We start from the raw sequence: 23,186 nt of genomic DNA on the forward strand, positions 1-23,186 counted from the left end.
TACGGATTAGCGAGCGGTTCCGCCACCGTCAATTACGAATTCTGCACCAGTCACATGGGCGGACTCGTCAGATGCGAGGAACAACACCATGTTGGATACATCATCTACTGTACCGAGACGACCGGTTGGAACACCTTGAGCCAGCTCTGCTTTGGAGTGCTTGGTCGCTTCAGATGCGTAGGTGACCATTCCGGTGTCGATATATCCTGGGTGAATGGAGTTCACACGCACACCATTTGCTGCATATTCGATTGCCGCGTCCTTTGTCATGATGCGTACGGCACCTTTACTTGCCCCGTACAGCACATGTCCTGGAGCCCCGATGAGTCCTGCGATGGAAGAAGCATTGATAACGGAGCCCGCTTGTTGCTTGGCCATTACTGGCATGACGTGCTTCATACCCAGGAATACGCCAGTCACATTAATCGACATCAGGCGATTCCATTCATCCAAAGTGAGCTCTGCTAATGGCTTGATAATATAAATACCTGCGTTGTTAAACAGGATGTCTACTTTTTCATATTGTTCGACGGTCTGTGCTACGACCTGCTGCCATTGTTCTTCTTTGCTGACATCGTGAGCGATGGCAAGCGCAGATCCCCCAGCCTCCTTGATTTCGGCTACAGTCTGATTAGCACTGTCCAGATTAATATCGGTTACCACGACTTTTGCGCCTTCTTTGGCAAAACGAAGAGCGGTCTTCTTGCCGATTCCCGTTCCTCCACCTGTGATAATCGCTACTTTTCCTTCCAATCTAGCCATATGAAACGCCTCCATTCAATTTGGGTCAGCTGCAGCATCTTGTTCCCACACCTTCATTATAAACTTCCATTATGTTAAATAATATGTAAAGATATTTACCGTTAGTTAAGTACAACTTAAGGATGTGAGCATTCACAAATGAATTTGGAGCAACTCGAATCCATCATCGAAATCGCCAAAACCGGTTCACTGACTAAAGCCTCTCTAAACAGACATGTTACGCTTTCCGCCATCAGCCAGTCCCTCTCTACACTGGAATCTGAGCTCGGCGTTACTTTGTTTACCCGTTCGCGAATGGGAGCAGTACCGACAGCCGAAGGGCTTGGCATCATCCAGAAAGCATTTGAAATTCAGAGAAAACTGCAAGAAATTCAGGAGGAAGCCCAGAGCTATACGAATACGATGACAGGCGATCTACGGCTCGCAACCATTCCTGGACCCATGAACCTACTCGTGAATGCGGTAGCCCGCTTCAAAAAAGATTATCCCCAAATCCGCCCAGAAATCGCCGAGAAAGGCTCGCAGGAAATACTGGAAGACATTCGCCAAAATAAAATAGATATCGGATTGATTATCGTTTATGAGAATCTCGTAAAAAAGAACACGGGGCTAGTATTCGAGCGGCTTTTAGAAGGTAAAATGGTCGTCGGTGTCAGCAGGAATTCGCCGCTCGCGTTGCAAAAGTCAGTGACCCCAGAAGAGCTACGGCAGCAAACATTTGTCCTTTACAATGACGAATACGTGAAATGGTTCGTGAACGATTTCGCCGCTTCATACGGTCCGGTCGATATCTTGTTTACAACGAACAACACGGATGCGATCCGCAGTGCTGTCCGAGAAGAAATGGCCGTCACCATCGGCTTGGACTATTCCTTCATCAACGAACCAAACATGCTGTACAAAGACATGGTCACACTCGAAATCGATATACCCAAGCAACAGCCTGTACACCTAGGCTGGGTGCAATCAGAAGAGCGCCATTTCTCTCGTGTCTCCAGCGGGTTTACCAAACGCTTAAAATACGACCTGCTCAACCAGCATGAAGTTTTACCGACGTAAAAAAAGAAGCCCCTCACAGGCCTTGTGCCCCGCCCGTCCGCAGGATCTCCGTAAAATTGGACACCGCGTTGCCCAGATGTCGATAAAAGGTCGTGCGGCTCATGAAAGTCTATAAATCAACGTTATTTTCGCTCTTGAAACGTCGTTACACGTAGAAAAGGTTGCCGTTATTTTCGAAACGACAACCTTTCCTCGCTAATTCACACTACTCTATTGTAGCTTCAAACGTTTTTGTCTCTTTGCCATCGATCACAAGAGCCGAGTGCGCTTTTACCACCTGATTCTCATAGGTAAAATCCTTGCCGGAAAAATTGGCGATGACCTGCATATCCGCCCCAAAGGCCGTACGCTGCACCAGCCTGTCTTCTGTCAGGATCGTAAAGTCCGTCATTTCCCGCAAAACCGCTTTCTGATGAAACGGGGACCATACCTTCAGATGATTGGTAATCAGCTCTTTATTCGCCTCCCACGCCTGATTATCGATATGATACAGAGGCGGTACATTATAGAGCAACTCATTTAGCATCCTTGTTCCGACCTCGCCCTTGATTTTCAGGCTATCCCATTCCCAATGGTGAGTCGTAATCACCGAATCGTTGTAGACCAGCTTGTACAAAGGCAGGGAATAGGCAGGATCGATATAGACGTGACGGTATACGTCCTTGATCGGTACCTGCTTGGCGTAGCGTTGCGGGATTTCGCCCGCTGGCGACCAGTAGCCTCCCACATAGTAAGGGCTTGTTTTATTTTGTCGCATATCCGGGTCTGCCCACTTGATCACTGGTGTTTCGATCCCATGTGCAAAGGCGATGGTCTGGCTCGCAAAGTCGTTGCCTGTTTCCGATCCAATGACCAAATGCTTGTCGTCCCGAATGTAGTCCATCCGCGCCAGCTTGGCTTCCATATCCTGCTCTTGTGTCGTCGTACGCCCAGGCGTGTAATCATCATGGAATTCACCAGCTGCATCCACATCAATGAACCAGGAATTGAAGGCTATCCCTGTGCCCATGATCTCATCCATACGCGCTTTGACGCTCGGCAGGGACAAAGTCGGATTGAGCAGTCTTCCCTCCCCTAAGAAGCCTGCTTTCTTTTCACCGTTTTTCTTGGTGATCGTCGCGTTCTCGTACAACGATTTATCCGGGAAAATAGCGGTGTTCCAATCCGGATTTTCCTCCTTGTGAATGGAGTGGTACGAGTCATAGCTGGCGATCAAATAGCCCAAATCGTCCGCTTGCTTCACAAATTCAGGCTTCATGTAAGCAGCCGTCCAGTCCGGCAAGCCAATCCACGCTCTCCTGATTCCTGACGCCTGCAGCTTTTTCAGCAGCTCAGTGGAATCCGTAGCGCCCCACTGATCTACTTCCCCAGCTGCGTCCTTCAGCACACTTTTCAACAGACGCTTGTTTAGCTCGTACAGCTCGGGCTCGTTCAACTGAGCCATACCTTTGTTCACCAAGGCCATGGTGGTTTCGTCCAGCTGCGTAAAGATCTGTGGATTGTAAAAGTCTTTGGAGCGCAATACGTAGTTGAATCCGTTCAAAATCGCTTTCTTCTGGAAGTCAGCTACGTAATCCTGTTTTTGAATGTCCTGTAGCTGCTGAATGCTCTCTTTCCCATCCTCGCCATTTCTCATCAGCAGCTGTGTCATCCAAGCGAGGAATTTGCCCTCTACACGATTTTTCAGCTGCCCCCACTTGAGGTCATTCGCGCCCAGAAACGTCTTGTTCCACAAATAAAAATGGGGTGCGCCGTACAGCTTTTCTACATTCGGATTGGTAGAAGCTTTTTGAGCCAGCGTCTTGTATTCACCTTTTTCCATCACGTAATCTTTGTACACCCCAGCAATGCTCACCGGGTTATTGTCCGTCACATACAGCCGAAAGCCATAGCTCTTGACTGGATTGACAGTCGGAAATTCGTGCGTAAAGGAAAGCGAGATGGCAGGATCCGTCGTAAAACTAACGGTGTCGTTAAACACGCTATCCGCGATGAACAAGGCTGCGTATTTGCTCTTGTTCACTGCAAAAAAACGCATGGAAAACGATTCAGCAAAGGTCAGGCTCTCATCCTTTAGAAACACCTGCCAGTCCTTGTCGGCGCTCGGGATCCACTTCCCTTCACCCAGCGGAAGCATGTAGCTCGTTCCGCTTACTTTAGGCCATGTAAAGCGATCTGCCCCCGTGGACTTCAGCTGCACCTGCACATAATCACCCTCATACTCGAGAGTGATCTCCATCTGGTCATCCGGGTAGGTCCAAGACACCTGCTGTCCGTCTCTATGTAAATTCGTCACCTTTCGTGTCGGCATCGGCTCGGATACACTCTCCTTGACTCCCTCCTTCTCTACGAACACCTCGAATGTTTCTGGATTCACATCAAACAAAAAGGTCGCTTCCTTTTTTGGCTGCTGGGCTGTTTGATTCGGTGCCTGTGTAGATGCCTGCTGCTCGCATCCAGTCACGAACAGTAGCAACGACATTGCCACTGACATAAAGACCCTTGAAAATTTTCTCATGCTTGCCTCCGAATATCGTATTACTATATAAATCGTGTTACGATGTACATATACGCAAGAAGTCCACCAGAGCAAGAGCGTTGCCCTTCTCTGCGACTTCTTAATTCTCTTCCACGAAGAAACTGACATCAGAGAATCGCTTTTTCTTTTGTCTGTCCATAAACCATACTGTTGTTCGAAAAACTGCATATCCGATTAGCGCTCCCACGATATTCAAGAGCAAATCATCGACGTCAAAGCTACCCAAGGCCAACCAAAATTGTAAAAACTCAATCGTGAGACTGCTTACCAGCGCAGTGAAGAACACGCGATGGATGCTTTGAAAAGATCGGAACAGGATCGGCACAAGCATCCCTAGCGGCATAAACAAAGCTACGTTGCCTAGCACATTGTAGAGCATGTTTGCAAAATTGTAATGATCGGCGTTAAAGAAATAATCGCCCAGTGTTTGCAGCGGCTTTGTATTTTGAAAGATATGCGTGTATTGAGGCACGCCGTACTCCGTCATTCTTTGTTTCCAGTCCAAGGTGAATGCTCGCCTGCGCCATCTGTCCGGCGACAGCAGTACCAAATAACTAACCGCTACAACATAGAGAGCAAAGAGAGCGATGATCCACTTGCGGAGGTACTTGTCCACCAGTGGCATGGACTCAGACAACTGCAGACTAATTTGATCGATAGGACCAAAGCGCTGTATCGCCAACGCCTCTGCTTCCTGCTCCCTGTACCCTTGCTCAAGCAGCTCCAGCTTCATACTGCTCAAGTGGTCTAGCAATTCATCCTTGATCTCTTGCTTTTCCCGTCTTGTGCAAAAAAGCTTGCTCACGACTTGCTCTACGTACTCTTCCAGTTTCATGTCTTACTCACTTCCCTCATGGCACAACGCAACCAGATGACTCAACGTCTGCCAGTCTTTCATTTTTTCCTTCAACAGTCCTTGTCCATCTTTGGTTATACGGTAGTATTTGCGGCGTCCACCTTCGCTTGCTTCGCCCCAATAAGATTCGACGGCCTTCATCGTCTCCAAGCGCTTCAGGGCAGGATACAAGGTTCCCTCGCCTATCTCGTATACTTCATTGCTCTTTTCACGGATCAATCTGGCCAGCTCGTAGCCGTATTGATCTTTCTGAGCAATCAGTGAGAGTAGCAACAGATCGATGCTTCCTTTTAATAACTCCTTGTTCACAGTAACAACTCCTTCGATGGCATGGATAGAGAGTAACACAGCATACATCGTATTACAAGGTACTTAAATTACAAGGAATGAATTTCCTTTTTTTCGTTGCTGTTTGTCTAATAATTCTGTATTCTAATAGAGCCAAGTAAATAGACACGACGATGAGGTCTTTTCCTGCGGATGCTTCCTGTCCGCGGGTAAAGACCTTATTTTTTTACAAGGGGGCGATTGCGTTCTAAAAGGCGGAAGCGATGTATCTTCAATGGTATGAAAGAAGAGAGAGATGAGAGGATGAGGACAATGTCGCAGGTACAGACAAAACATAGCCAATGGTGGCTGACTATTCTTATGGTCGTAGCCCTGTTTGCGGTGCAAATGCCCGCATCGGCTAAGGATGCCGTATCAGATGCTCAGGTGCTGGACAAGGGGAAATGGGCACCGGCAACCTATCAGGCAGTAAACGAACTGATTACGAAACACGGAGTAAAAAGCCCTTCCTACAACCCAGACAAAAAGCCGTACGTGGTCTTCGACTGGGACAACACCAGTATCATGAACGACACGGAGGAAGCCCTCTTCGTCTACCAAATCAACCATCTTGCTTACAAGCTCACGCCTGAAGAATTCGGCAAAGTAATCCGCACCAATGTGCCAGAGGGGCCATTTGCTGACGGATACAAAAACGCGGATGGGAAGCAAGTAACACTAGACGCAATTGCTACCGACCTGGTGTCTGACTACAAATTCCTGTATGAGAACTACAAGGGACTCAAGGGAACAAAATCGCTGGAAGAGGTGACAGCGACTGAACCATTCCTGGATTTCCGCACCAAACTCTTTTTTCTGTACGAAGCCATCAACGAGACACACAGCACTAGCATCGGCTATCCATGGGTGCTCTATCTCTTCACCAACATGACTGTCGATGAGGTCCACAAACTGGCAGATGCTTCCAACGATGTCGCCCTCGGCATGGCGATCCAAACAGAGACTTGGACAAGCCCGAAAGCACTCGCAGGAAAAGCAGGTGTCGTGACCGCGTCCCATACGACTGGCTTGCGCCTGACCTCTGAAGTAGGCAATCTGATGAATACCTTCCGTTCCAACGGGATTGACGTCTATGTCGTCAGCGCTTCTCTGGAAGACGTCGTGCGCGTATTTGCGACACTGCCGAAATACGGCTACAACCTCCCTTCAGAGAATGTGATCGGTATGCGTCTGGCAATAGAAAATGGCTTGATCACGAACAAATACCAAGCCAATTACCCGATCACTGTTGGCCATGGCAAAACAGAAGTAATCCAGTCCGTACTAGAGAAAAGATACGGTCATGGTCCCATCTTTATCGCTGGCGACAGCAACGGCGACTTCGAGATGATGACAGAGCAAAATAGCGTAAAGCTCGCCCTGGTGGTCAACCGTGTCAAAGGTGGCAAAATCGGACAGCAAGCAGCCAAAGCAGCCGAGCAATTGGGTAAAAACAATCCATCCGTCGTCCTGCAAGGCCGCGATGAAAATACCGGCATGTGGATTCCTACGGAGCAAACTATTAAGCTCGGGAAAAGTGATCCTCAGTTGATTTCGAAGTGAAAATGAAAAGGAAAAACCGCCCCGTTGAGTAGGGCGGTTTTTTGCTGAATATTTTCATTGGGCACCAATGGATAAAAACAAGCCATTTTCTTTGGTCAAACGGAGCCGATAGCTTTTAACCGTCGCTTCTCCATTGAAAAAATCTTTGTCTACCGCTCTCTCAAATCCCAGGCGCTCATACAATTTCACAGCCGTTTCCATCATGTCAGTGGTATGCAGATGCAAGGTCGATGCGCCGACTGCCAACGATCTCTGAATGCTTTCCCGAATGAGCTGGACGGCAATCCCCTTCCCTCTCGCTCTCGGCGATACGGCTAGAAAACGAATGATCGGGGAATCAATCGCAAGCTCCGGCTTGCCATAGGCAGCCTCTGAAGAAGCAAACAGCTGCACGCTGCCTACGATCTCATCCCCGAGTCCCGCAACGAGAAAAGCAAACGTGCGATCTCCTGCAACGGACTTTTTCATCTCTTCCTTGTACATCTCCCACCTCTTGGTGGACAGCTTTTGCTCATACTGCTGATAGGCTTCGATCAGATGCTTTTCGAGCAACTCTCGATCACCAGCATGAGCGTCACGAATCGTTATCGGATAGCTCTCACTCATCTTTATTGCCCTCCTTGTTACGCAAGATTAAAAGGCGGGCACCACGGCGACACCGTATTTATCCTCAATGAATTTCTTCACTTCCGGTGCAGTCAAGGCAGCGTCCAGCTTCTTGATTTCGTCTCGGTTCTCATCACCTTTTCGAACGACGATCACGTTGGCATACGGCGAATTCGCTCCTTCTCGGAACAGGGCGCTATTCGGATCGATCTTGGCTTCGAGGACCACGTTCGTGTTGATGACTGCACCATCTAGATCAGGCAGGGCTCTCGGCAATGTAGCTGCTTCTGCTTCGATAAACTCCAGTTTTTTGGGATTTTCCACGATGTCTTTTGGCGTTGCCTCGTACGTCGTCAATCCGTCCTTGAGCTTGATCAGCCCTTGCTCCTGCAAAAGAGTCAGAGCACGGAATTCGTTGGAAGGGTTGTTGGGAATGCCGATTTTCGCGCCTTCCTTGATGTCATCTTTGGACTTTAATTTGTCCGAGTAAAAACCGATCGGCTCTACGTGTACCTTTGTGGTAACGACAAAATCAAACCCTTTTTCCGTTTTGACCGAATCGAGATACGGGACGTGCTGGAAGAAGTTCGCATCGATTTGGTTGTCCTTTAATGCAGGATTCAATTGCCCTTCATCGTCGAGAATGACGACATCCAGATTGATGCCCTCTTCCTTCAGCTTCGGCTTGATAAATTCCAAGATTTCCGCATGTGGCACTGGAGCAGCCCCAATCTTCAGGGTAACTTCTTTCTTGGGCTCTGTTGCCTGCCCTTGGTTGCTCGGTTGAGCCTGATTGCTAGGTTGAGCTTGAGTGCTAGAACTAGAACCGCACCCTGCCACGAGCACACTTGCCCCTACGAATACGGCGAATAATACTCCCAAACCTTTCTTTACCATGCACGCCACTCCCTTACTGGTTCTCTGTTTTTTCTCTTTATTGTCTTTGAACTTTGATCTCTACTCGAATTTGTATCGCTTTTTGCTGATCGATTTGGCAATATAGTCCCCCGTCCACTGAATGAGCTGAACAAGCAGGATAATCAAAATGACAGTCGCGATCAGGACGTCTTCTCGAAAGCGTTGGTAGCCAAAACGGATAGCCAGACTACCGAGTCCACCCGCACCAATGGCTCCCGCTACAGCCGTAAATTCCGTGATGCCGATGATTCCGATTGTGATTCCGCGAACGAGCGCTGGCAATGCTTCGGGAATCAGCACTCGAAAGATGATCGTAAACGGAGTCGCTCCGACCGCTTTTGCCGCCTCGATTTTCCCTGCACTCACTTCCTTGAGCGAATTTTCGATGATGCGCCCGAGAAACGGAGCAGCGCCGATGGAGAGTGAAACGATGGCGGCCGTCGGACCCAAAGAAGTGCCCACGATCAGTCGTGACAAAGGCAATAGAAGGACGATCAGGATAATCAAAGGAAGAGACCTCACGCCGTTGATCACGGTCCCGATTGCCTTATTCAGCTTGGGTGCTTCGAGAATGCTGCCCTTATCCGTGACCACGAGAGTGACCCCTAGTACAATCCCAATAGCGAGAGCGAATAGGGATGACCAGAACACCATGTAGAGCGTTTCGAGCAGCCCTTCCCAGAGCAGTTCGAGCAGATCGTCTCTCATATCCCTGCCCCCACTCCTTCCATCACATTTCGCTTGTCGCGGTAATGATCGATAATGCTCACAAACCGTTTTGCCGTATCACTCTCCGGGCGTAGGAAGAACTTTTCAACGGAGCCGGTTTCGACGATCCTGCCGCTTTCGAGAACGGCCATGTTGTTACAAATGTGCTGCAGAACATCCAGCTCATGCGTGATCAACAAGATCGTCAGGTTCAGCTGGCGGTTGATTTCTTTGAGCAGCTCCAAAATGGAGTACGTCGTCTGAGGATCCAGCGCCGAGGTCGCTTCGTCGCTGAGCAGCAGATCCGGCTCGTTTACCAACGCCCGGGCAATACCCACCCGCTGTTTTTGCCCACCACTCAGTTGAAACGGGTAGACGTTTTCCTTGTCCCCGAGCTGGACGAGATCGAGGATCTCTCTGACCCGCTGCTGAATGTATCGCTTGGGATGCCCCGCCACTTCCAACGGGAAAGCGACATTTTGAAAAACCGTCTTGGCATCGAGCAAATTGAACTGCTGAAAAATCATCCCAATTTTTTGCCGCGCCTGCCGCAGCTCTTTTTCATTCAGATTCGTCACCACTTTACCTCCGATCTCGATGCTACCTGAGTCCGGTTCCTCCAGCCTGTTGAGGCAGCGGATCAGCGTCGATTTCCCCGCCCCGCTGAAGCCGATGATGCCGAAAATATCGCCTTTTTCGATGTGCAGATCAATGTCTTGCAAAACCGTGATTGCACTTTTTGCCGTTTTGTACGTTTTGTTGAGGCCATGAATCCCAACCATTCGCTCACCTCTCCCCCAATGCGGCGATGGCTACTTCCGCAAAATACAAGGCGCTTTGCGTGAGGGCGCGATCATCCAAGGTAAAGGCGGGATGGTGCCATTCCTTCGTACCGGAAGTGCCCATGAAGACGAATGACCCTGGAATGCGTTGCTGGTAAAAAGCAAAATCTTCTCCCGCCGGGGAAGGCGCTGGTGTGACGACCTGCAAGCCTACCTTCTGTGCTGCTACTACCGACAGCTGTGTCAGCCCATCGTCATTGTTCACAGATGGAGGGCCCTCGAACCAGCGCAAACTGATTTTGGTCCCGTACGCCGCCGTTACTCCTTCGATGATTCGCCGGAAGTGACCAGGAATTTTAGCACGCACCTCGTCCTGAAAGGTACGCACCGTTCCCCCCAAAACGACCTTGTCCGGAAGCACATTCCAGGTCGTTCCCCCATGAATGCTAGTCACACTGACGACTGCGTTGTGCAGAGGGCTAATGTTGCGGCTGACGATAGTCTGCAAGGATGATACGATTTGCGCCGCCGCCACGATCGGATCGACGCCCGCCTCCGGTATCGCTGCATGCGTGCCAACGCCTTCTACTTCAATATCAAAGCCATCGACCGCAGCCATGAGCGGCCCTGCCTTGACGCCGATTGTTCCTACCTCTAGGTCTGGCTTGTTGTGCATCCCGAAGATGGCCTGCACACCTTCCAGCGCACCACTCTCCATGATTTGCTTGGCTCCCGTTCCCTTTTCCTCCGCAGGCTGAAAAATAAAACGCACGGTGCCCATGAGGTGTTCCTCTTGAGATTTCAGGAGATAGGCCGCACCGAGTACAGCAGCCGTGTGAAAGTCATGACCGCATGCATGCATTTTCCCCGCGACTCGAGAAGCATACGGCAGACCTGTCTCTTCCTGAATCGGCAGCGCGTCAATATCAGCACGCAGGGCGATGATCGGCCCATCCTCTCTGCCGCTCACTTCCGCGACGATCCCGGTCTGCAACGGGACGTCGACGATGCGGATCCCCGCTTCCGTAAGCCATCCCCTGATCGCTCGGGTCGTCTCTACTTCCTCATAGGCCACTTCTGGGTATTGATGCAGATTGCGGCGGATGTGTATCAGCTGGGGCGTGAGTTCTGCCGCGAGCCCTTCCAATGCTGGTCTTCCCATTCGTTGCCCCCCTTCCCGTCGCAGTCGATGATGCTCACGATTCCACGTTCGTCAATAATGGCGAGTTGGCCACAAAGCGGTTGGCCGGCTTATGGAGCCCCAGGTGATCACGCAGCGTGTCACCCTCGTAGTCGAGTCGATACAAGCCCCGCTCCTGTAAAATCGGAACAACCTTATCGACGAAATCATCCAAGCCTTGAGGCAGGATCGGTGCGACGAACATAAAGCCGTCTGCCGCTCCTTGGGTAAACCACTTTTCCAATACATCCGCAATTTGTTCGGGTGTGCCGACCAGCTCCCGATTCACGCCACCTTCGAGTAGGGCGTATAGCTCGCGCAAGGTCGGGTTCTCCTTTTGAATCAGCTCCGTCATCCGCTCAAAATGACTCTGAATACCGTTATCTTGAGGAAATTCTACTTCCGACGCAGGAGTGTCCAGCGTATAGTTGCTAAAGTCCACTTTGCCCAAATAGCCGGACAAGAATCGCAAGCCTTGCTCGGGCAGCAGCAGGTCATGCAGGTGGCGGTTGATAGCCTCTGCTTCTTCCTTCGTATCTGCCACGATGGGGGAAATACCTTGTAAAATATGTAGCTGGTCAGGCGTCCGCCCATAGTCGGCCAGCTTTCCTTTCAGGCTCTTGTAAAACTCCTTTGCCTTCTCAAAATCTTTGACGTGGGAGAAGACGACCTCCGCTGTTCTCGCTGCCAGTCGCTGACCCGGTTCAGAAGCTCCCGCCTGCACAATCACAGGCTGGCCTTGCCTGGACCTGCCGATGTTGAGGGGACCTTGGACCGAGTAGTACGAGCCTTTATAATTCAGTCGATGCATTTTTTTCGGATCGAAGTACACGCCGGACTCCTTATCCTGCACGAAAGCGTCGTCCTCCCAGGAGTCCCACAACCCCTGCACCACATCGATGAATTCTTCAGCCTGTTTATAGCGTTCGTCGTGCTCCACATGAGTGTGCCGACTAAAGTTACGCCCCGTCTCACCCGTAGCGTCACCAGTCGTGACCATATTCCACCCAGCGCGCCCATTGCTGATCTGGTCCACAGAAGCGAACAGCCGCGCCAGATTGTAGGGCTCATGATAAGTCGTTGAAGCTGTCGCGACGAGTCCGATCTTGGATGTCGCGCCCGCCAATGCAGCCAGCAAGGTTGTCGGCTCAAAGCGATTCAGAATATTCGAGTGGGAGCTTTCATTGACCGCCAGGCTGTCAGCGATAAAAGCGATATCAAACTTTCCCCGCTCGGCCGTCTTGGCCATCTGCTTATAGAACTCCAGGTCAATGCTGGCATTTCGTTGTGCGCTGGGCAGCCGCCAGGACGCAACGTGAATGCCTGTTCCCACCAGATAGGCGGAAAAATGGATTTGCCTTTTTTGCGTCATCGGTTCTCCTCCTCTGTCTTGCTTCTTGCTTTGCGGTCATCGCCGTCTCTATTTGCTCGCGTACGCGCTTTTGAAGTTTTTTAATTCCTCTACGGTAACTTGCGTCGGAATGTAGTTTCCTTGGTACGTCTTCGTGATAAAGTCTGAGACTTCTTTCGATTGATAGACTTGGACCAGCTTCTTGAGATCTTCTCTATTCTCGTTTTGCTTGGTCGTCGCAATCACGTTGATGTATGGCTTAGCAGTTTGACTTTCATGGAAAATCGAGTCTTTCAGCAGAAAACCTGCCTCCACCGCAACACCGTTATTGATGATCGAAGCCGCGACGTCCTTCATGACGCGAGGGGTAGTCGCTCCATCTACGGGAACAATTTCGAGATTTTTCGGATTTTCCTTGATTTTGTCTGCCCCGCCGAATCCATCAAAATGGTCAACCACTTTGATCAAGCCAGCTTCCTGTAGGAGCACCAGCGAGCGTCCCCAGTTGGAGTCGTCGTTGGGAACGGCGATTTTGGCGTTGTCTGGAATCTCCTCAACCTTCTTGAATTTATCCGAATAGATCCCCAGCGGAGCGATGATCGTCGAGCCGACCGGCACAATTTCCGATTTGTTTTTCGTGTTGAACTGATCCAGAAAAGCGACGTGCTGGAATGCATTTGCATCGATATCTCCCTCGAGCAGCACGGTGTTTGGGTTCACGTTGGCATTAAACTGAACCAGCTCGATATTCAGACCTTGCTTCTGCGCCTGTTCCTTTACGAATTCCCAAGTCCGGCTCTCGGAACCGCGGATACCGATCTTAAGTCCTTTGGATTCCTCTGTTTTTGCACAACCGGCGGCCAGGCCTGCGAGAATGACGAATACAAGTAAAATGGCAAATTTCTTCATGGATGTCTCTCCTGTCTCTTTTTCAGTAGCTTTCTTTCGTTATTTTCTACGAATTTTTCGCGCCAATCTGTTGCCCTGCGACTGAATACCTTGAACGAGAATGACCAAGACAATGACTGTCGCGACGATGGTAATCGTGCTAAACCGTTGATAGCCATACGTGATCGCCAAGTCTCCGATCCCACCTCCACCGACCGCCCCTGCCATCGCCGTTGCGCCGATTAGGCCAATCGTTGCTGTTGTGATCGAGAGTACGATAGATCCGAGCGTTTCTGGAATCAGAAAGCGGAAAATGATCTGAAGGGGTGTAGCCCCCATCGCCTCTGCCGCTTCGATAATGCCCGCGTTCACTTCCAAGAGCGAGTTCTCCACCAACCGGGCGATGTACGGACCCGTGTAAATGACTAGTGGCACGATGGCAGCGGTCGTTCCGATGGATGTCCCTACGATCAGCCGCGTAAACGGAATAATCGCCACGAGCAAGATAATAAAGGGAACCGACCGAAAAACATTGATGATCGGATTCAAAACGGAGAAAATAGCCTGGTTCTCCAGAATGTGACCTTTGCGTGTGACTACCAGTAGAACGCCCAGCGGCAGTCCAATAATCGTGGCGAAAATCAGGGAGATGCCCACCATATACAGCGTCTGATAGACTGCTTGTAGCACTTGATCTAAGCTGACTTCCATCTACGAGATCTCCTTCACTGACACATTTTGCTGTCGGATGTACTGATACGCCCGAGCAATATCTGCTTCGGTGCCCCTCAATTCGACGATGAGGTTCCCAAAGGGTACGCCTTGCAGCTCTGTGATGTTTCCGAACAGAACATTGACCTCCATTTGGAACCGCTTCGCCAGCTGGGAGACTATCTGTTGTCCAGAGTTCTCTCCGACAAAATGGATTTGGTAGATTCGCGATTTCCCCCGCTTCGCTTCCAGAGCCTGATACACACTGGGTGGAATATCGTCGCGGATGACTGACTTCACGAAATTGCGTGCCGTTTCCGTTTGCGGGCTGGCGAATAGCTCCAGCACGTTGCCTTGCTCCACGACTGTCCCTTGGTCCATCACGGCCACTCGGTTGCAAATCTCCTTGATTACATTCATTTCATGAGTGATCATGAGAATCGTGATGTTGTATTCTTTGTTCACTCGCTTTAACAGCTGCAGGATTGACTCTGTCGTTTGCGGGTCCAGTGCCGACGTTGCTTCATCGCTCAATAAAATGGAGGGATTGGTCGCCAACGCGCGGGCGATGCCTACCCGTTGCTTTTGCCCTCCGGATAGTTCATCGGGAAAACTCCTTGCCTTTTCCGTCAGACCCACAAACGAGAGTAGCTCTTCCACTCGCTCCTGCACGATTTTCTTAGGTGTCTGGCTCAACAACAACGGCATGGCGACATTTTCGAAAACCGTCTTGGATTCCAGTAGATTGAACTGCTGAAAGATCATTCCGATATTTTTCTTGACGCTGCGCAATTCGTGTACAGACAGAGCCGTTAAGTCCTTGCCGTCGACGATGACGCTCCCTGATGTAGGTCGCTCCAGCAGATTCACTGTACGGAGCAACGTGCTTTTCCCTGCGCCGGAAAAACCGATGACGCCGAAGATATCTCCTTTTTCTACGGTTAACGTCACGCCCTTGAGTGCGTTGATCCTCTTGCCGCCACTTTCAAACGTTTTGCCCACTTGCAAAAACTCGATCATACGTTCCTTTGGTGCCCGTTCGATGTCCTCCTGCCGAAGGGAAATGTCTGTCTGCACAAGCAAGCTCGATTGGATTCCCACTATGTTTCCTCCTCGGCTTTCATTTGTTGATTAAATATGATTCGAGGCGATCCAGCTCAGTGTGGAGCAATGCCTCATACTTTCCTTCTCCCCCGATTTCGACTACGGGGATCAGACGCGATCCATATTTGACCTCCAGTACATCACGCAATACGTCTTTGCCTTCCACATCGATCCATTCATAAGGGTGGTTATGCGCCTCCAGAACCGCCTTTACATTTGCGCAAAACGAGCACCCGTTTCTCCCCCACAACACGACTTTTTGCTGCGTAGCCATCTGCTTCTCCTCCATCTCCTCATCGTACTTCCGCCACTAGAAAACTTGGCTACGCCGTGATTAGGTCGTAGCTTTGTTGCACTTGTACTGAATAGGAATCTTATCCATTCCTATCTGTACAAAAACAAAGAGACTCCCACAGCCCATTCCCGAAAGAATGAAGGCAAGCAGTAGTCTCCAGTGGTCTGGTCGACGATATTGTTTAATCCTGATCTGATTACTAGGTATTTTATCTTCCGGCTCCCCATCCGTCAACCGTCTTTTTGCTGATTGGTAGCATCGTACGTGTACCTGGTCGGTTAATCCTTATGATCGACCATGATAGGAAAGCTCTTTAAGGCCTGGCCCATCGCCGAATCCGTCAAATGCTCGATCACATCAAAGCCCTCCACTTGACGGATATCGTCAAACCGCTTCACAAATGAAGTCAAAGCAATGCGCGCTTCCATACGAGCGAGCGGGGCTCCCAAACAGAAATGTGGTCCTGCTCCAAAGGCGAGATGGTGTTGGTTCTCAGGTCGATGGATATTAAACTCTTCCGCACGGGTAAATTGGGACTCATCCCGGTTGGCAGCACCAGTCCACACCATCACCATTTGTCCATGCTTCATTTCCTGCCCCAAAATGTCCGTATCTTGCACCACCTTACGATCATTGGTAGAGGGAAAGCGATAGCGCAGCACTTCCTCAATCAATTTGGGAACCAGTGACAAGTCGGCTCTCAGTTCCTGATAAATACCCGGCTTGTCAAACAGCATGGAATAAAACACATGGGAAATCAGTGTTGTCGTTGTCTCATTTCCCGCGCCGAGCAGTCCCACAGCGGAGCTGACCACCTCTTCATCCGTCAATTGTTCACCCTCCAATTCGGCTTTCGTCAAGTCGGAGATGATGTCATCGGTGGGATGCTTCCTTTTTTCCAGCACGATCGGATATAGATAGTCGTGAAACTCCTTCATGACTTGCATTTTTCGAGCAGCAGTGTCGTTGTACGTTTCTTTGGCATACGGGAGGAAGATGATGTCTGACCAGGCTTTAATTTTCTCCCTGTCTTTGGAAGGGACACCGAGCAACTCAGCTATGACTGTCACAGGGAGGGGGATCGCCAGCTTCTGTACAATATCCACTGTCGATAGCCCTTCCATCTCCGTAATCAGTTCGTCCACGACCGCTTGGATTCGAGGTTCCCATCGTTCGAGATCTCGCGGGGTGAACGCTTTTGCTAACAGAGCGCGCCGATTTCGGTGCTCCGGAGGATCGCAGAAATTTACGTTGCTTCGGTTATCCATTATTTTGGGAATGGGAATGAAGCTTCGTTCTTTTTTATTCGAGAAGAATTGGTGATCAAACAGTACACGTTTGGCATGTTCATATAAAAACACATTCCACACATCCTGCTCAGCATCGTAAAAGACAGGATGCTTCTCCCTCATCTCTTTGTACCAAGGATAGGGGTTCCATTGTGATTGTTTTGATGTAAGATTCGATATTTCTTGTAAAAGAATCGTTTGATTGGTTGAATTCATCATGTTTCCCTCCGAATTCTACAACTGAGCAATTTCGTCCCAGGCTAGATCTTGTCCGCTTCGTTCCACTTGTAGTATGTTTGAATGCTTACAATTTAAACCATCGTTATTGACAATCGCCTGTGCACTCGATAAAATCCTAGTAAACAAATAAGAAATAATGAATTTATAACAACACAAACAGCTGACTGGACCACCAGAAGCCTCTTAGAAGACATGACACCTAAGGGGCTTTTTGCGTACATTTCTACGGTTAGGGGAGAAAAACTGTGGCGCTAACATTGAGCATTTTGGACCAAACTCCAATTCAAAACGGAGAAACGGCCGCACAAGCCTTTTCGCATACGATTGAACTGGTCAAGATCGCGGAGAGGCTGGGCTATCATCGTTTCTGGGTCTCCGAACATCACGATCTGGATCATGTGGTCGGCTCTTCTCCAGAAGTCCTCATCTCGCACCTGCTGGCAAAGACTGAGCGCATCCGGATTGGCTCGGGTGGCGTGATGCTACAGCATTACAGCCCGTATAAAGTAGCGGAAAATTTCCACGTGCTCGCATCGCTTGCTCCGGGACGAGTCGATCTGGGCATCGGCAGGGCACCAGGAGGGCTTCCTCTTTCTACGCGGGCCTTGCAACAGGTGGATGCCTCATCTTCGCCCTCACTCGAAGAAAAGCTCGTGGAGCTAGAGAAATTCCTCCACAACAACCTCGAGCCCGAGCATGCCCTCCATGGATTAAAAGCGATCCCGGTTCCCCCGCAGCCCGCGGACCTTTACTTGTTGGGAACGAGTGTGGCGAGTGCCGAATTGGCCGCAAAGCGCGGGGTTCCCTATGTCTTTGCGCAGTTCATCAACAGTGATGAAGCCGTTAGCTACGAAGCCATCGATACGTACCGAAAGAAATTCGTGGCTGGAGCACTCTCTCGGCCCCAGGCCATTCTCGCCCTGTCCGTGATTGTCTCCAATACCGACGAGGACGCCCAGAAGCTCGCTGCCGAGAACGAGCTGGTAAAAATCCATTTGGCGAGCGGAAAAACGATCACGGTAAATAGTCTCAAAAAGGCCGAGGAATACGGAAAACACTCTGAAGAGCCCTTTACCCTCGAGGTGAAGGAAGCCAATATCATCTCTGGCTCCACAGAAACGGTACGGGCAAAACTACTCGATATCCAGCGCACTTATCAAGTAGACGAAGTCATCATCACTACTCCGATCAAAGACTTTCAGAAACGGATTCATTCTTACGAGCTGCTCGTCGAAGCCTTTTCGAAACTGACTGTCTCATAAAAATCGAAGCATCCAAACAAAAAAGCTGTCCCCTAAGCTCGAATGCCTGGGACAGCTTTTCATATTACAGTGGCAGCCTATTACACGAGGGCCTGATTCTTCTTTGTCGTATACCGATTCGCAGGTACCGACAGCCCCAGATTTCCACGCAACGTATCCGCCTCATACTCCGTCCGGAAAAATCCACGCTCCTGCAAAAGAGGAACGACATGATCGACAAAGTCATTCAACGCATTCGGAATACTCGAACTGATAATGAAGCCGTCTGCTCCCCGCTCCACGAACCACTCCTGCACGAGATCTGCGACCCTTTCCGCCGTTCCCATGAACAACGGACGAGGAGTCGTCTCCTGTAGAGCCACTTGTCGAAGGGTCAGATTGCCTTTCTCGGCATCTCTCTTGATTCGCTCAGTCGTACTCTGAAAGCTGTTTTTGCCCACATCCCCCAGGTCTGGGAACGGCTCATCGAGTTCGTAAACAGAAAAATCATGGTGATCGTAATACCTTCCTAAATAGGCGAGTGCCTGCTCGATCGACACCAGATTTGCCAGCTCCTGATACTTTTTCTCGGCTTCCACTTCGGTACGTCCGATAATCGGTGCGATTCCAGGCATAATGATGACCTCATCAGGATTGCGACCCGCTGCTACCGCCCTGTTTTTGACGTCCTCGTAAAACTGTTGCGCGTCAGACAATGTCAGATGTCCCGTAAAAATAGCATCCGCCCACGTAGCTGCAAAGCTCTTGCCGTCTTCTGATGCTCCCGCTTGAAAGATCACAGGCTGACCTTGCTTGGAGCGGCTAATATTGAGCGGACCCTGCACCGAGAAAAACTCCCCTTTGTGGTTCAGTGCGTGCATTTTTTTCGGGTCAAAGAAAACGCCCGATTCCTTCTCTCTCACGAAGGCGTCATCCTCCCACGAGTCCCACAGACCTTTGGCCACCTCCAAATATTCCGTAGCGATCCGGTAGCGCTTGGCATGATCCGGATGCTCATCGATTGTCTTGTTAAAATTCAGCGCAGAGCCTTCCAGAGGTGACGTCACGACGTTCCAGCCCGCACGCCCATGACTGATGTGATCGAGAGAAGAGAGCTGACGCGACACAGTAAAGGGCTCACTGTACGAAGTCGATACTGTCCCGACGAGCCCGATACGCGAGGTGATCGCGGCTAGCGCCGATAAGATCGTGAGCGGCTCGAACCGATTCAAGAAATGGGGAATAGACTTTTCATTGATAAACAAGCCATCCGCAATAAAAACGAAATCAAACTTGCCTGTCTCAGCCTTTTGCGCCTGTGAAGAATAAAAGCCAAAGTCGATACTGGCATCCGGCTGTGCCAGTGGATGTCTCCATCCTGCGATGTGACCGCCGACTCCATGGATAAACGCACCGAATTTGATTTGTCTGGAATTGGCCATGAATGACTCCTCCTAATCTGAGCGTATATGTGCAAAAAAGACTCCCTCGGGGTTGCGTCTGCATACTGCGTCTGCAAATGAGGGAGCCTTCAGCTGTCTGATCGGCTAGTTATAAATTTAGTTTAGTTATATTATTCCCATCGGTCAAGTAAGATTTACTTTAACACCCTGTGAGGCATCCTGGTGATTACGCCATCACGGATCACATTTTATATCTATCGTTTCATTGACAAATTCACAATAGGTAATATAGACTTAATTCGACATATTCAACCATTAATCGACAAGGGTATTTCGACCATTTCGTGTTCGCTACACCATGATTACAGGACCAAAGAACTAAAGCGACAACGAATATAAGAAGCACGTCCTAGATGTCTTTTTTTACAGGAGGCTCTACATGTTCTCTACCATTTCCAATGTCGCACTCAACGCAGTTCTTTTCGCTCATCTTTCTGTCGGTGTGTTCTTTTTGTATTCCGAATACAATTTTTTGAGTAAAATAAAGAACTCAAAGAAATAACACTACTTCGAGGAATACGCAAAAGGAGTTCGCATGAAAGTGAGATCTATCATTCGCCAGCTAGTTTCACGCCCTGCTCCTGGGGAACTGGAGCCCTCTTACAAAGAACTGGATTCTCGTCTGATCAAATCTACCCGATACGATCTGGGAACCCAACGATTGTACATCCGATTTCTGGACGGCCGTGAGATGGTCTATTGCCGTGTCACTCCCTATGCCTACAACGCCTTTTTAAATGCTGACTCGTTCAGCGACCACTTCTTTGCTTTCATCCATATGAGATATCTCAACTATCCCGTCATGTAGGATAGAAGCGCGACTCCCTCATGCCATACTCCTGGGAGTCGACCGCATCTCCCCGAAAAAAACTCCGGCTACATACCTAGCCGAAGTTTATTTCAAAGCCTTCCTTAAAAATGCTCTCGTCCGCTCAAATTGTGGGTTGGTAAACAGCTCTTCCGGTGTTCCTGCTTCAATAAATTCTCCATCGTCCATGAACATGACCTTGTTTGCAACTTCCCGTGCAAATCCCATCTCGTGAGTCACAACCATCATGGTCATCCGTTCTTGGGCGAGCTGCTTGATGACCTGCAAGACCTCCCCCGTCAACTCGGGATCGAGTGCCGACGTCGGTTCATCAAACAACAAGATGTCCGGATCCATCATCAACGCTCTGGCAATCGCCACTCGCTGCTTTTGTCCACCGGAGAGCTTGGCTGGGTAATGATCTGCCTTATCAGACAAGCCTACTTTTGAGAGCAGCTCCGCACTTTTTTGGCGAACCACTTCTGCCGATTCCCCTTTTACCGTGCGTGGAGCCAGCTCCAGATTCTCTCTCACCGTCAAATGAGGAAACAGATTGAAATGCTGGAACACCATCCCCATTTTAGAGGTAATCCGCTTGATCTGCTGCTGGTTTGCGTACACGCCGTCGCGCACGAGATCTTCACCCTGTACATGGATGCTCCCTCCGTTCACTTGCTCCAAATATACCAGACTTCTAAGCATGGTGCTTTTTCCGGAGCCAGAGGGTCCAATGACTGCGACTACATCGTTCTTATTAACTTCAAAACTGACATTTTTCAATACTTCCAATGAGCCAAACGACTTTTTCATCTGGGAAACCTGTATGATTGCCATTTCTCGCCAATCCTTTTATTCAAATTTAAAACGTTTTTCCATCCACTTAAAGAACAACGTCAACAAGAGAGTCATGACCAAGTAAATGACACCTGCAATGAAGAAAGGAACAATCGTAAAATCACGATTCACGGCCGTCTGTGCGTAGTGCAACAGCTCCGGCACAGCTACTGCGTACAACAGCGCGGTATCCTTCACCAGCGTAATCGACTCATTGGAGACCGCCGGTAATGCTACGCGAAACATTTGAGGCAGGATAATCTTGGTCATCGTTTGCCATTTGCTAAAGCCCAGCACCTGCGCCGCCTCGTATTGCCCCTTGTCGATTGCAAGCAATCCGCCCCGAAAGATCTCGGCAAAGTAGGCAGCATAGTTGAGGACAAACCCGATACACGCCGCTACAAAACGGTCAAACACCAAATACTCACCGACCCCTGGAAGCAGCGGCAGCCCGAAACATATAAACAGCAATTGCAGCAGCAGCGGCGTTCCCCGCATGACGTAAACGTACGTATGGGCAATCCACGCCAGTGCTTTGATGCTGCTTTTCGCCATCAGTGTGATGACAAAGCCTAATGGAATGGATACTACGATCGCGATGAGGAACAGCAACACCGTCATCTGCGCGCCTTCCAGCATCGGCTTTGTAATACCGAGGATATATTCTATACTCATGCTCGTATGCTCCTAACCAAAAAGTCTAACCATTAGAAAACTTGGCTACGCCAAGCCTTTGGCGTGGCCTTAGTTGCACTTATACTGGATAAGAATCTTATTAATTCTTATCTGTAAAATAAAAACGGGGCTCCGCCAGATGTTCGACGAAGCCATTGTTCCTTTTACTTCAATACCCGATCTTCACCAAACCATTTTTCTGAAATTTTCGCTGCGGTTCCGTCCTGATTCATAGTATCCAAAGCTTTTTGCAGATCATTCAGCAATGCTTCGTTGCCTTTTTTCACGCCAATTCCGTACTCCTCTGGCGCTAGTGATTCATCCAGCTGCTTGAACGTCCCTTTGTCTTTGGCCATGTAATAGTCGGCTACGATCTGGTCGATCACGACTGCATCCACGCGTCCGATTTTCAAATCGCTCAGCGCAAGCACGTTGTCAGAAAACTCCGTGATCGTTTTGACGTTATTTTTCACCGGACTGGCATCCAAGGCGTCAGCAGCAGAAGAGAGGTTTTGCAAACCTACGATTTTACCGGACAAATCATCCAGTTTCGTCATATCCGAATTCGCCAAGGTCACGATCACTTGCGCATTTTTCAAATACGGCTTCGTGAATAGTACTTTTGCTTTGCGTTCGTCCGTGATTGTATATCCATTCCAGATGAGATCGATCCGACCGCTGTTGAGCTCAGATTCTTTCGAGCTCCAGTCGATGGTTTGAAAGACAACCTCTTTCCCCATTTTCTCTCCAGCCGCTCGAGCATAGTCGATATCAAAGCCGACGATTTCATTCTTTTCATCGCGAAAGCCCATCGGCGCAAACTTGTCGTCGATCCCGATGATCAATTGATTGCCGCTCGCACCGGTATTGCTACTGGAACATCCAACTACCAGTGATAGTAGCGCTGTAAGCAGGATAGAAATAGCCGCAAATCTTTTCATGATGATCCCCCTAAGACCTTTTGTTTACTATGGTAAAGTGGTAACA

General features: G+C 49.6%; 23 protein-coding genes. 4 read left to right on the forward strand and 19 right to left on the reverse strand.

Features of this window, described 5'->3' with window-relative positions:
- Positions 1-6 precede the first annotated feature (6 nt).
- Positions 7-762, reverse strand: a complete 756-nt coding sequence (locus AN963_RS25745) for an SDR family NAD(P)-dependent oxidoreductase (protein WP_055747368.1) — start codon at positions 760-762, stop codon at positions 7-9.
- A 138-nt stretch (positions 763-900) separates the two neighbouring features.
- Between AN963_RS25745 and AN963_RS25750 the strand changes: the two genes are divergently transcribed.
- Complete coding sequence (locus AN963_RS25750; RefSeq protein ID WP_055747369.1) at positions 901-1,821, forward strand: LysR family transcriptional regulator; 921 nt, start codon at positions 901-903, stop codon at positions 1,819-1,821.
- Between the two features lie 205 nt (positions 1,822-2,026).
- Here AN963_RS25750 and AN963_RS25755 read toward each other — a convergent pair whose 3' ends face one another.
- From AN963_RS25755 to AN963_RS25765, 3 genes are all read right to left on the reverse strand, one after another.
- Positions 2,027-4,339: a glycoside hydrolase gene (locus tag AN963_RS25755; RefSeq protein WP_055747370.1), complete on the reverse strand. Its 2,313-nt coding sequence runs from the start codon at positions 4,337-4,339 to the stop codon at positions 2,027-2,029.
- A 100-nt stretch (positions 4,340-4,439) separates the two neighbouring features.
- The gene (locus AN963_RS25760; protein WP_055747371.1) at positions 4,440-5,195 is read right to left on the reverse strand and encodes a VanZ family protein; all 756 of its coding nucleotides are present in this window, start codon (positions 5,193-5,195) and stop codon (positions 4,440-4,442) included.
- 3 nt (positions 5,196-5,198) lie between these two features.
- Positions 5,199-5,525 (reverse strand): PadR family transcriptional regulator, encoded by a 327-nt coding sequence (locus AN963_RS25765; protein ID WP_055747372.1) that lies wholly within the window; start codon positions 5,523-5,525, stop codon positions 5,199-5,201.
- A gap of 291 nt (positions 5,526-5,816) precedes the next feature.
- Here AN963_RS25765 and AN963_RS25770 point away from each other — a divergent pair, with 291 nt between their 5' ends.
- A complete protein-coding gene (locus AN963_RS25770; RefSeq protein WP_055747373.1) occupies positions 5,817-7,106 on the forward strand; it encodes a haloacid dehalogenase-like hydrolase in 1,290 nt (429 codons plus the stop codon).
- A gap of 54 nt (positions 7,107-7,160) precedes the next feature.
- On the opposite strand, the gene AN963_RS25775 is transcribed toward AN963_RS25770, so the two are convergent.
- The 11 genes from AN963_RS25775 to AN963_RS25825 all read right to left on the reverse strand — a co-directional run bounded on the left by AN963_RS25775 (position 7,161) and on the right by AN963_RS25825 (position 17,154).
- Positions 7,161-7,712: a GNAT family N-acetyltransferase gene (locus tag AN963_RS25775; protein WP_055747374.1), complete on the reverse strand. Its 552-nt coding sequence runs from the start codon at positions 7,710-7,712 to the stop codon at positions 7,161-7,163.
- Between the two features lie 27 nt (positions 7,713-7,739).
- A complete protein-coding gene (locus AN963_RS25780) occupies positions 7,740-8,609 on the reverse strand; it encodes a MetQ/NlpA family ABC transporter substrate-binding protein (protein WP_055747375.1) in 870 nt (289 codons plus the stop codon).
- Between the two features lie 60 nt (positions 8,610-8,669).
- Entirely contained in the window at positions 8,670-9,338 is a 669-nt protein-coding gene (locus tag AN963_RS25785; RefSeq protein ID WP_055747376.1) for a methionine ABC transporter permease, read from the reverse strand.
- Entirely contained in the window at positions 9,335-10,120 is a 786-nt protein-coding gene (locus AN963_RS25790) for a methionine ABC transporter ATP-binding protein (RefSeq protein ID WP_055747377.1), read from the reverse strand. The genes AN963_RS25785 and AN963_RS25790 overlap by 4 nt, the downstream gene beginning before the upstream one ends.
- A 4-nt stretch (positions 10,121-10,124) precedes the next feature.
- A complete protein-coding gene (locus AN963_RS25795; RefSeq protein WP_407922568.1) occupies positions 10,125-11,267 on the reverse strand; it encodes an amidohydrolase in 1,143 nt (380 codons plus the stop codon).
- A 49-nt stretch (positions 11,268-11,316) separates the two neighbouring features.
- The gene (locus AN963_RS25800; RefSeq protein WP_055747379.1) at positions 11,317-12,672 is read right to left on the reverse strand and encodes an LLM class flavin-dependent oxidoreductase; all 1,356 of its coding nucleotides are present in this window, start codon (positions 12,670-12,672) and stop codon (positions 11,317-11,319) included.
- Positions 12,673-12,720: 48 nt separating this feature from the next.
- Positions 12,721-13,560, reverse strand: a complete 840-nt coding sequence (locus AN963_RS25805) for a MetQ/NlpA family ABC transporter substrate-binding protein (RefSeq protein ID WP_055747380.1) — start codon at positions 13,558-13,560, stop codon at positions 12,721-12,723.
- 39 nt (positions 13,561-13,599) lie between these two features.
- Positions 13,600-14,250 carry a methionine ABC transporter permease gene (locus AN963_RS25810; RefSeq protein WP_055747381.1) on the reverse strand — a complete coding sequence of 217 codons (651 nt, stop codon included), beginning with the start codon at positions 14,248-14,250 and terminating at the stop codon, positions 13,600-13,602.
- Entirely contained in the window at positions 14,251-15,270 is a 1,020-nt protein-coding gene (locus tag AN963_RS25815; protein WP_055747882.1) for a methionine ABC transporter ATP-binding protein, read from the reverse strand.
- Between the two features lie 100 nt (positions 15,271-15,370).
- Entirely contained in the window at positions 15,371-15,628 is a 258-nt protein-coding gene (locus tag AN963_RS25820) for a glutaredoxin family protein (protein WP_055747382.1), read from the reverse strand.
- 299 nt (positions 15,629-15,927) lie between these two features.
- Positions 15,928-17,154, reverse strand: a complete 1,227-nt coding sequence (locus AN963_RS25825) for a cytochrome P450 (RefSeq protein WP_055747383.1) — start codon at positions 17,152-17,154, stop codon at positions 15,928-15,930.
- Between the two features lie 269 nt (positions 17,155-17,423).
- On the opposite strand from AN963_RS25825, the gene AN963_RS25830 reads away from it, so the two are divergent.
- Complete coding sequence (locus AN963_RS25830; RefSeq protein ID WP_055747384.1) at positions 17,424-18,440, forward strand: LLM class flavin-dependent oxidoreductase; 1,017 nt, start codon at positions 17,424-17,426, stop codon at positions 18,438-18,440.
- 80 nt (positions 18,441-18,520) lie between these two features.
- Here AN963_RS25830 and AN963_RS25835 read toward each other — a convergent pair whose 3' ends face one another.
- Entirely contained in the window at positions 18,521-19,861 is a 1,341-nt protein-coding gene (locus AN963_RS25835; protein ID WP_055747385.1) for an LLM class flavin-dependent oxidoreductase, read from the reverse strand.
- Positions 19,862-20,417: 556 nt separating this feature from the next.
- Here AN963_RS25835 and AN963_RS25840 point away from each other — a divergent pair.
- On the forward strand, positions 20,418-20,690 hold the full coding sequence (locus AN963_RS25840) for a KTSC domain-containing protein (protein ID WP_152985727.1): 273 nt from the start codon (positions 20,418-20,420) through the stop codon (positions 20,688-20,690).
- 87 nt (positions 20,691-20,777) lie between these two features.
- Here AN963_RS25840 and AN963_RS25845 read toward each other — a convergent pair whose 3' ends face one another.
- The 3 genes from AN963_RS25845 to AN963_RS25855 form a co-directional block, all read right to left on the reverse strand.
- The gene (locus tag AN963_RS25845) at positions 20,778-21,524 is read right to left on the reverse strand and encodes an amino acid ABC transporter ATP-binding protein (protein ID WP_055747386.1); all 747 of its coding nucleotides are present in this window, start codon (positions 21,522-21,524) and stop codon (positions 20,778-20,780) included.
- A 15-nt stretch (positions 21,525-21,539) separates the two neighbouring features.
- Positions 21,540-22,199, reverse strand: a complete 660-nt coding sequence (locus AN963_RS25850; protein ID WP_055747387.1) for an amino acid ABC transporter permease — start codon at positions 22,197-22,199, stop codon at positions 21,540-21,542.
- Between the two features lie 164 nt (positions 22,200-22,363).
- On the reverse strand, positions 22,364-23,140 hold the full coding sequence (locus tag AN963_RS25855) for an amino acid ABC transporter substrate-binding protein (protein WP_055747388.1): 777 nt from the start codon (positions 23,138-23,140) through the stop codon (positions 22,364-22,366).
- Between the last annotated feature and the right edge of the window lie 46 nt (positions 23,141-23,186).

The organism is Brevibacillus choshinensis, assembly GCF_001420695.1.
Lineage (GTDB): Bacteria > Bacillota > Bacilli > Brevibacillales > Brevibacillaceae > Brevibacillus > Brevibacillus choshinensis.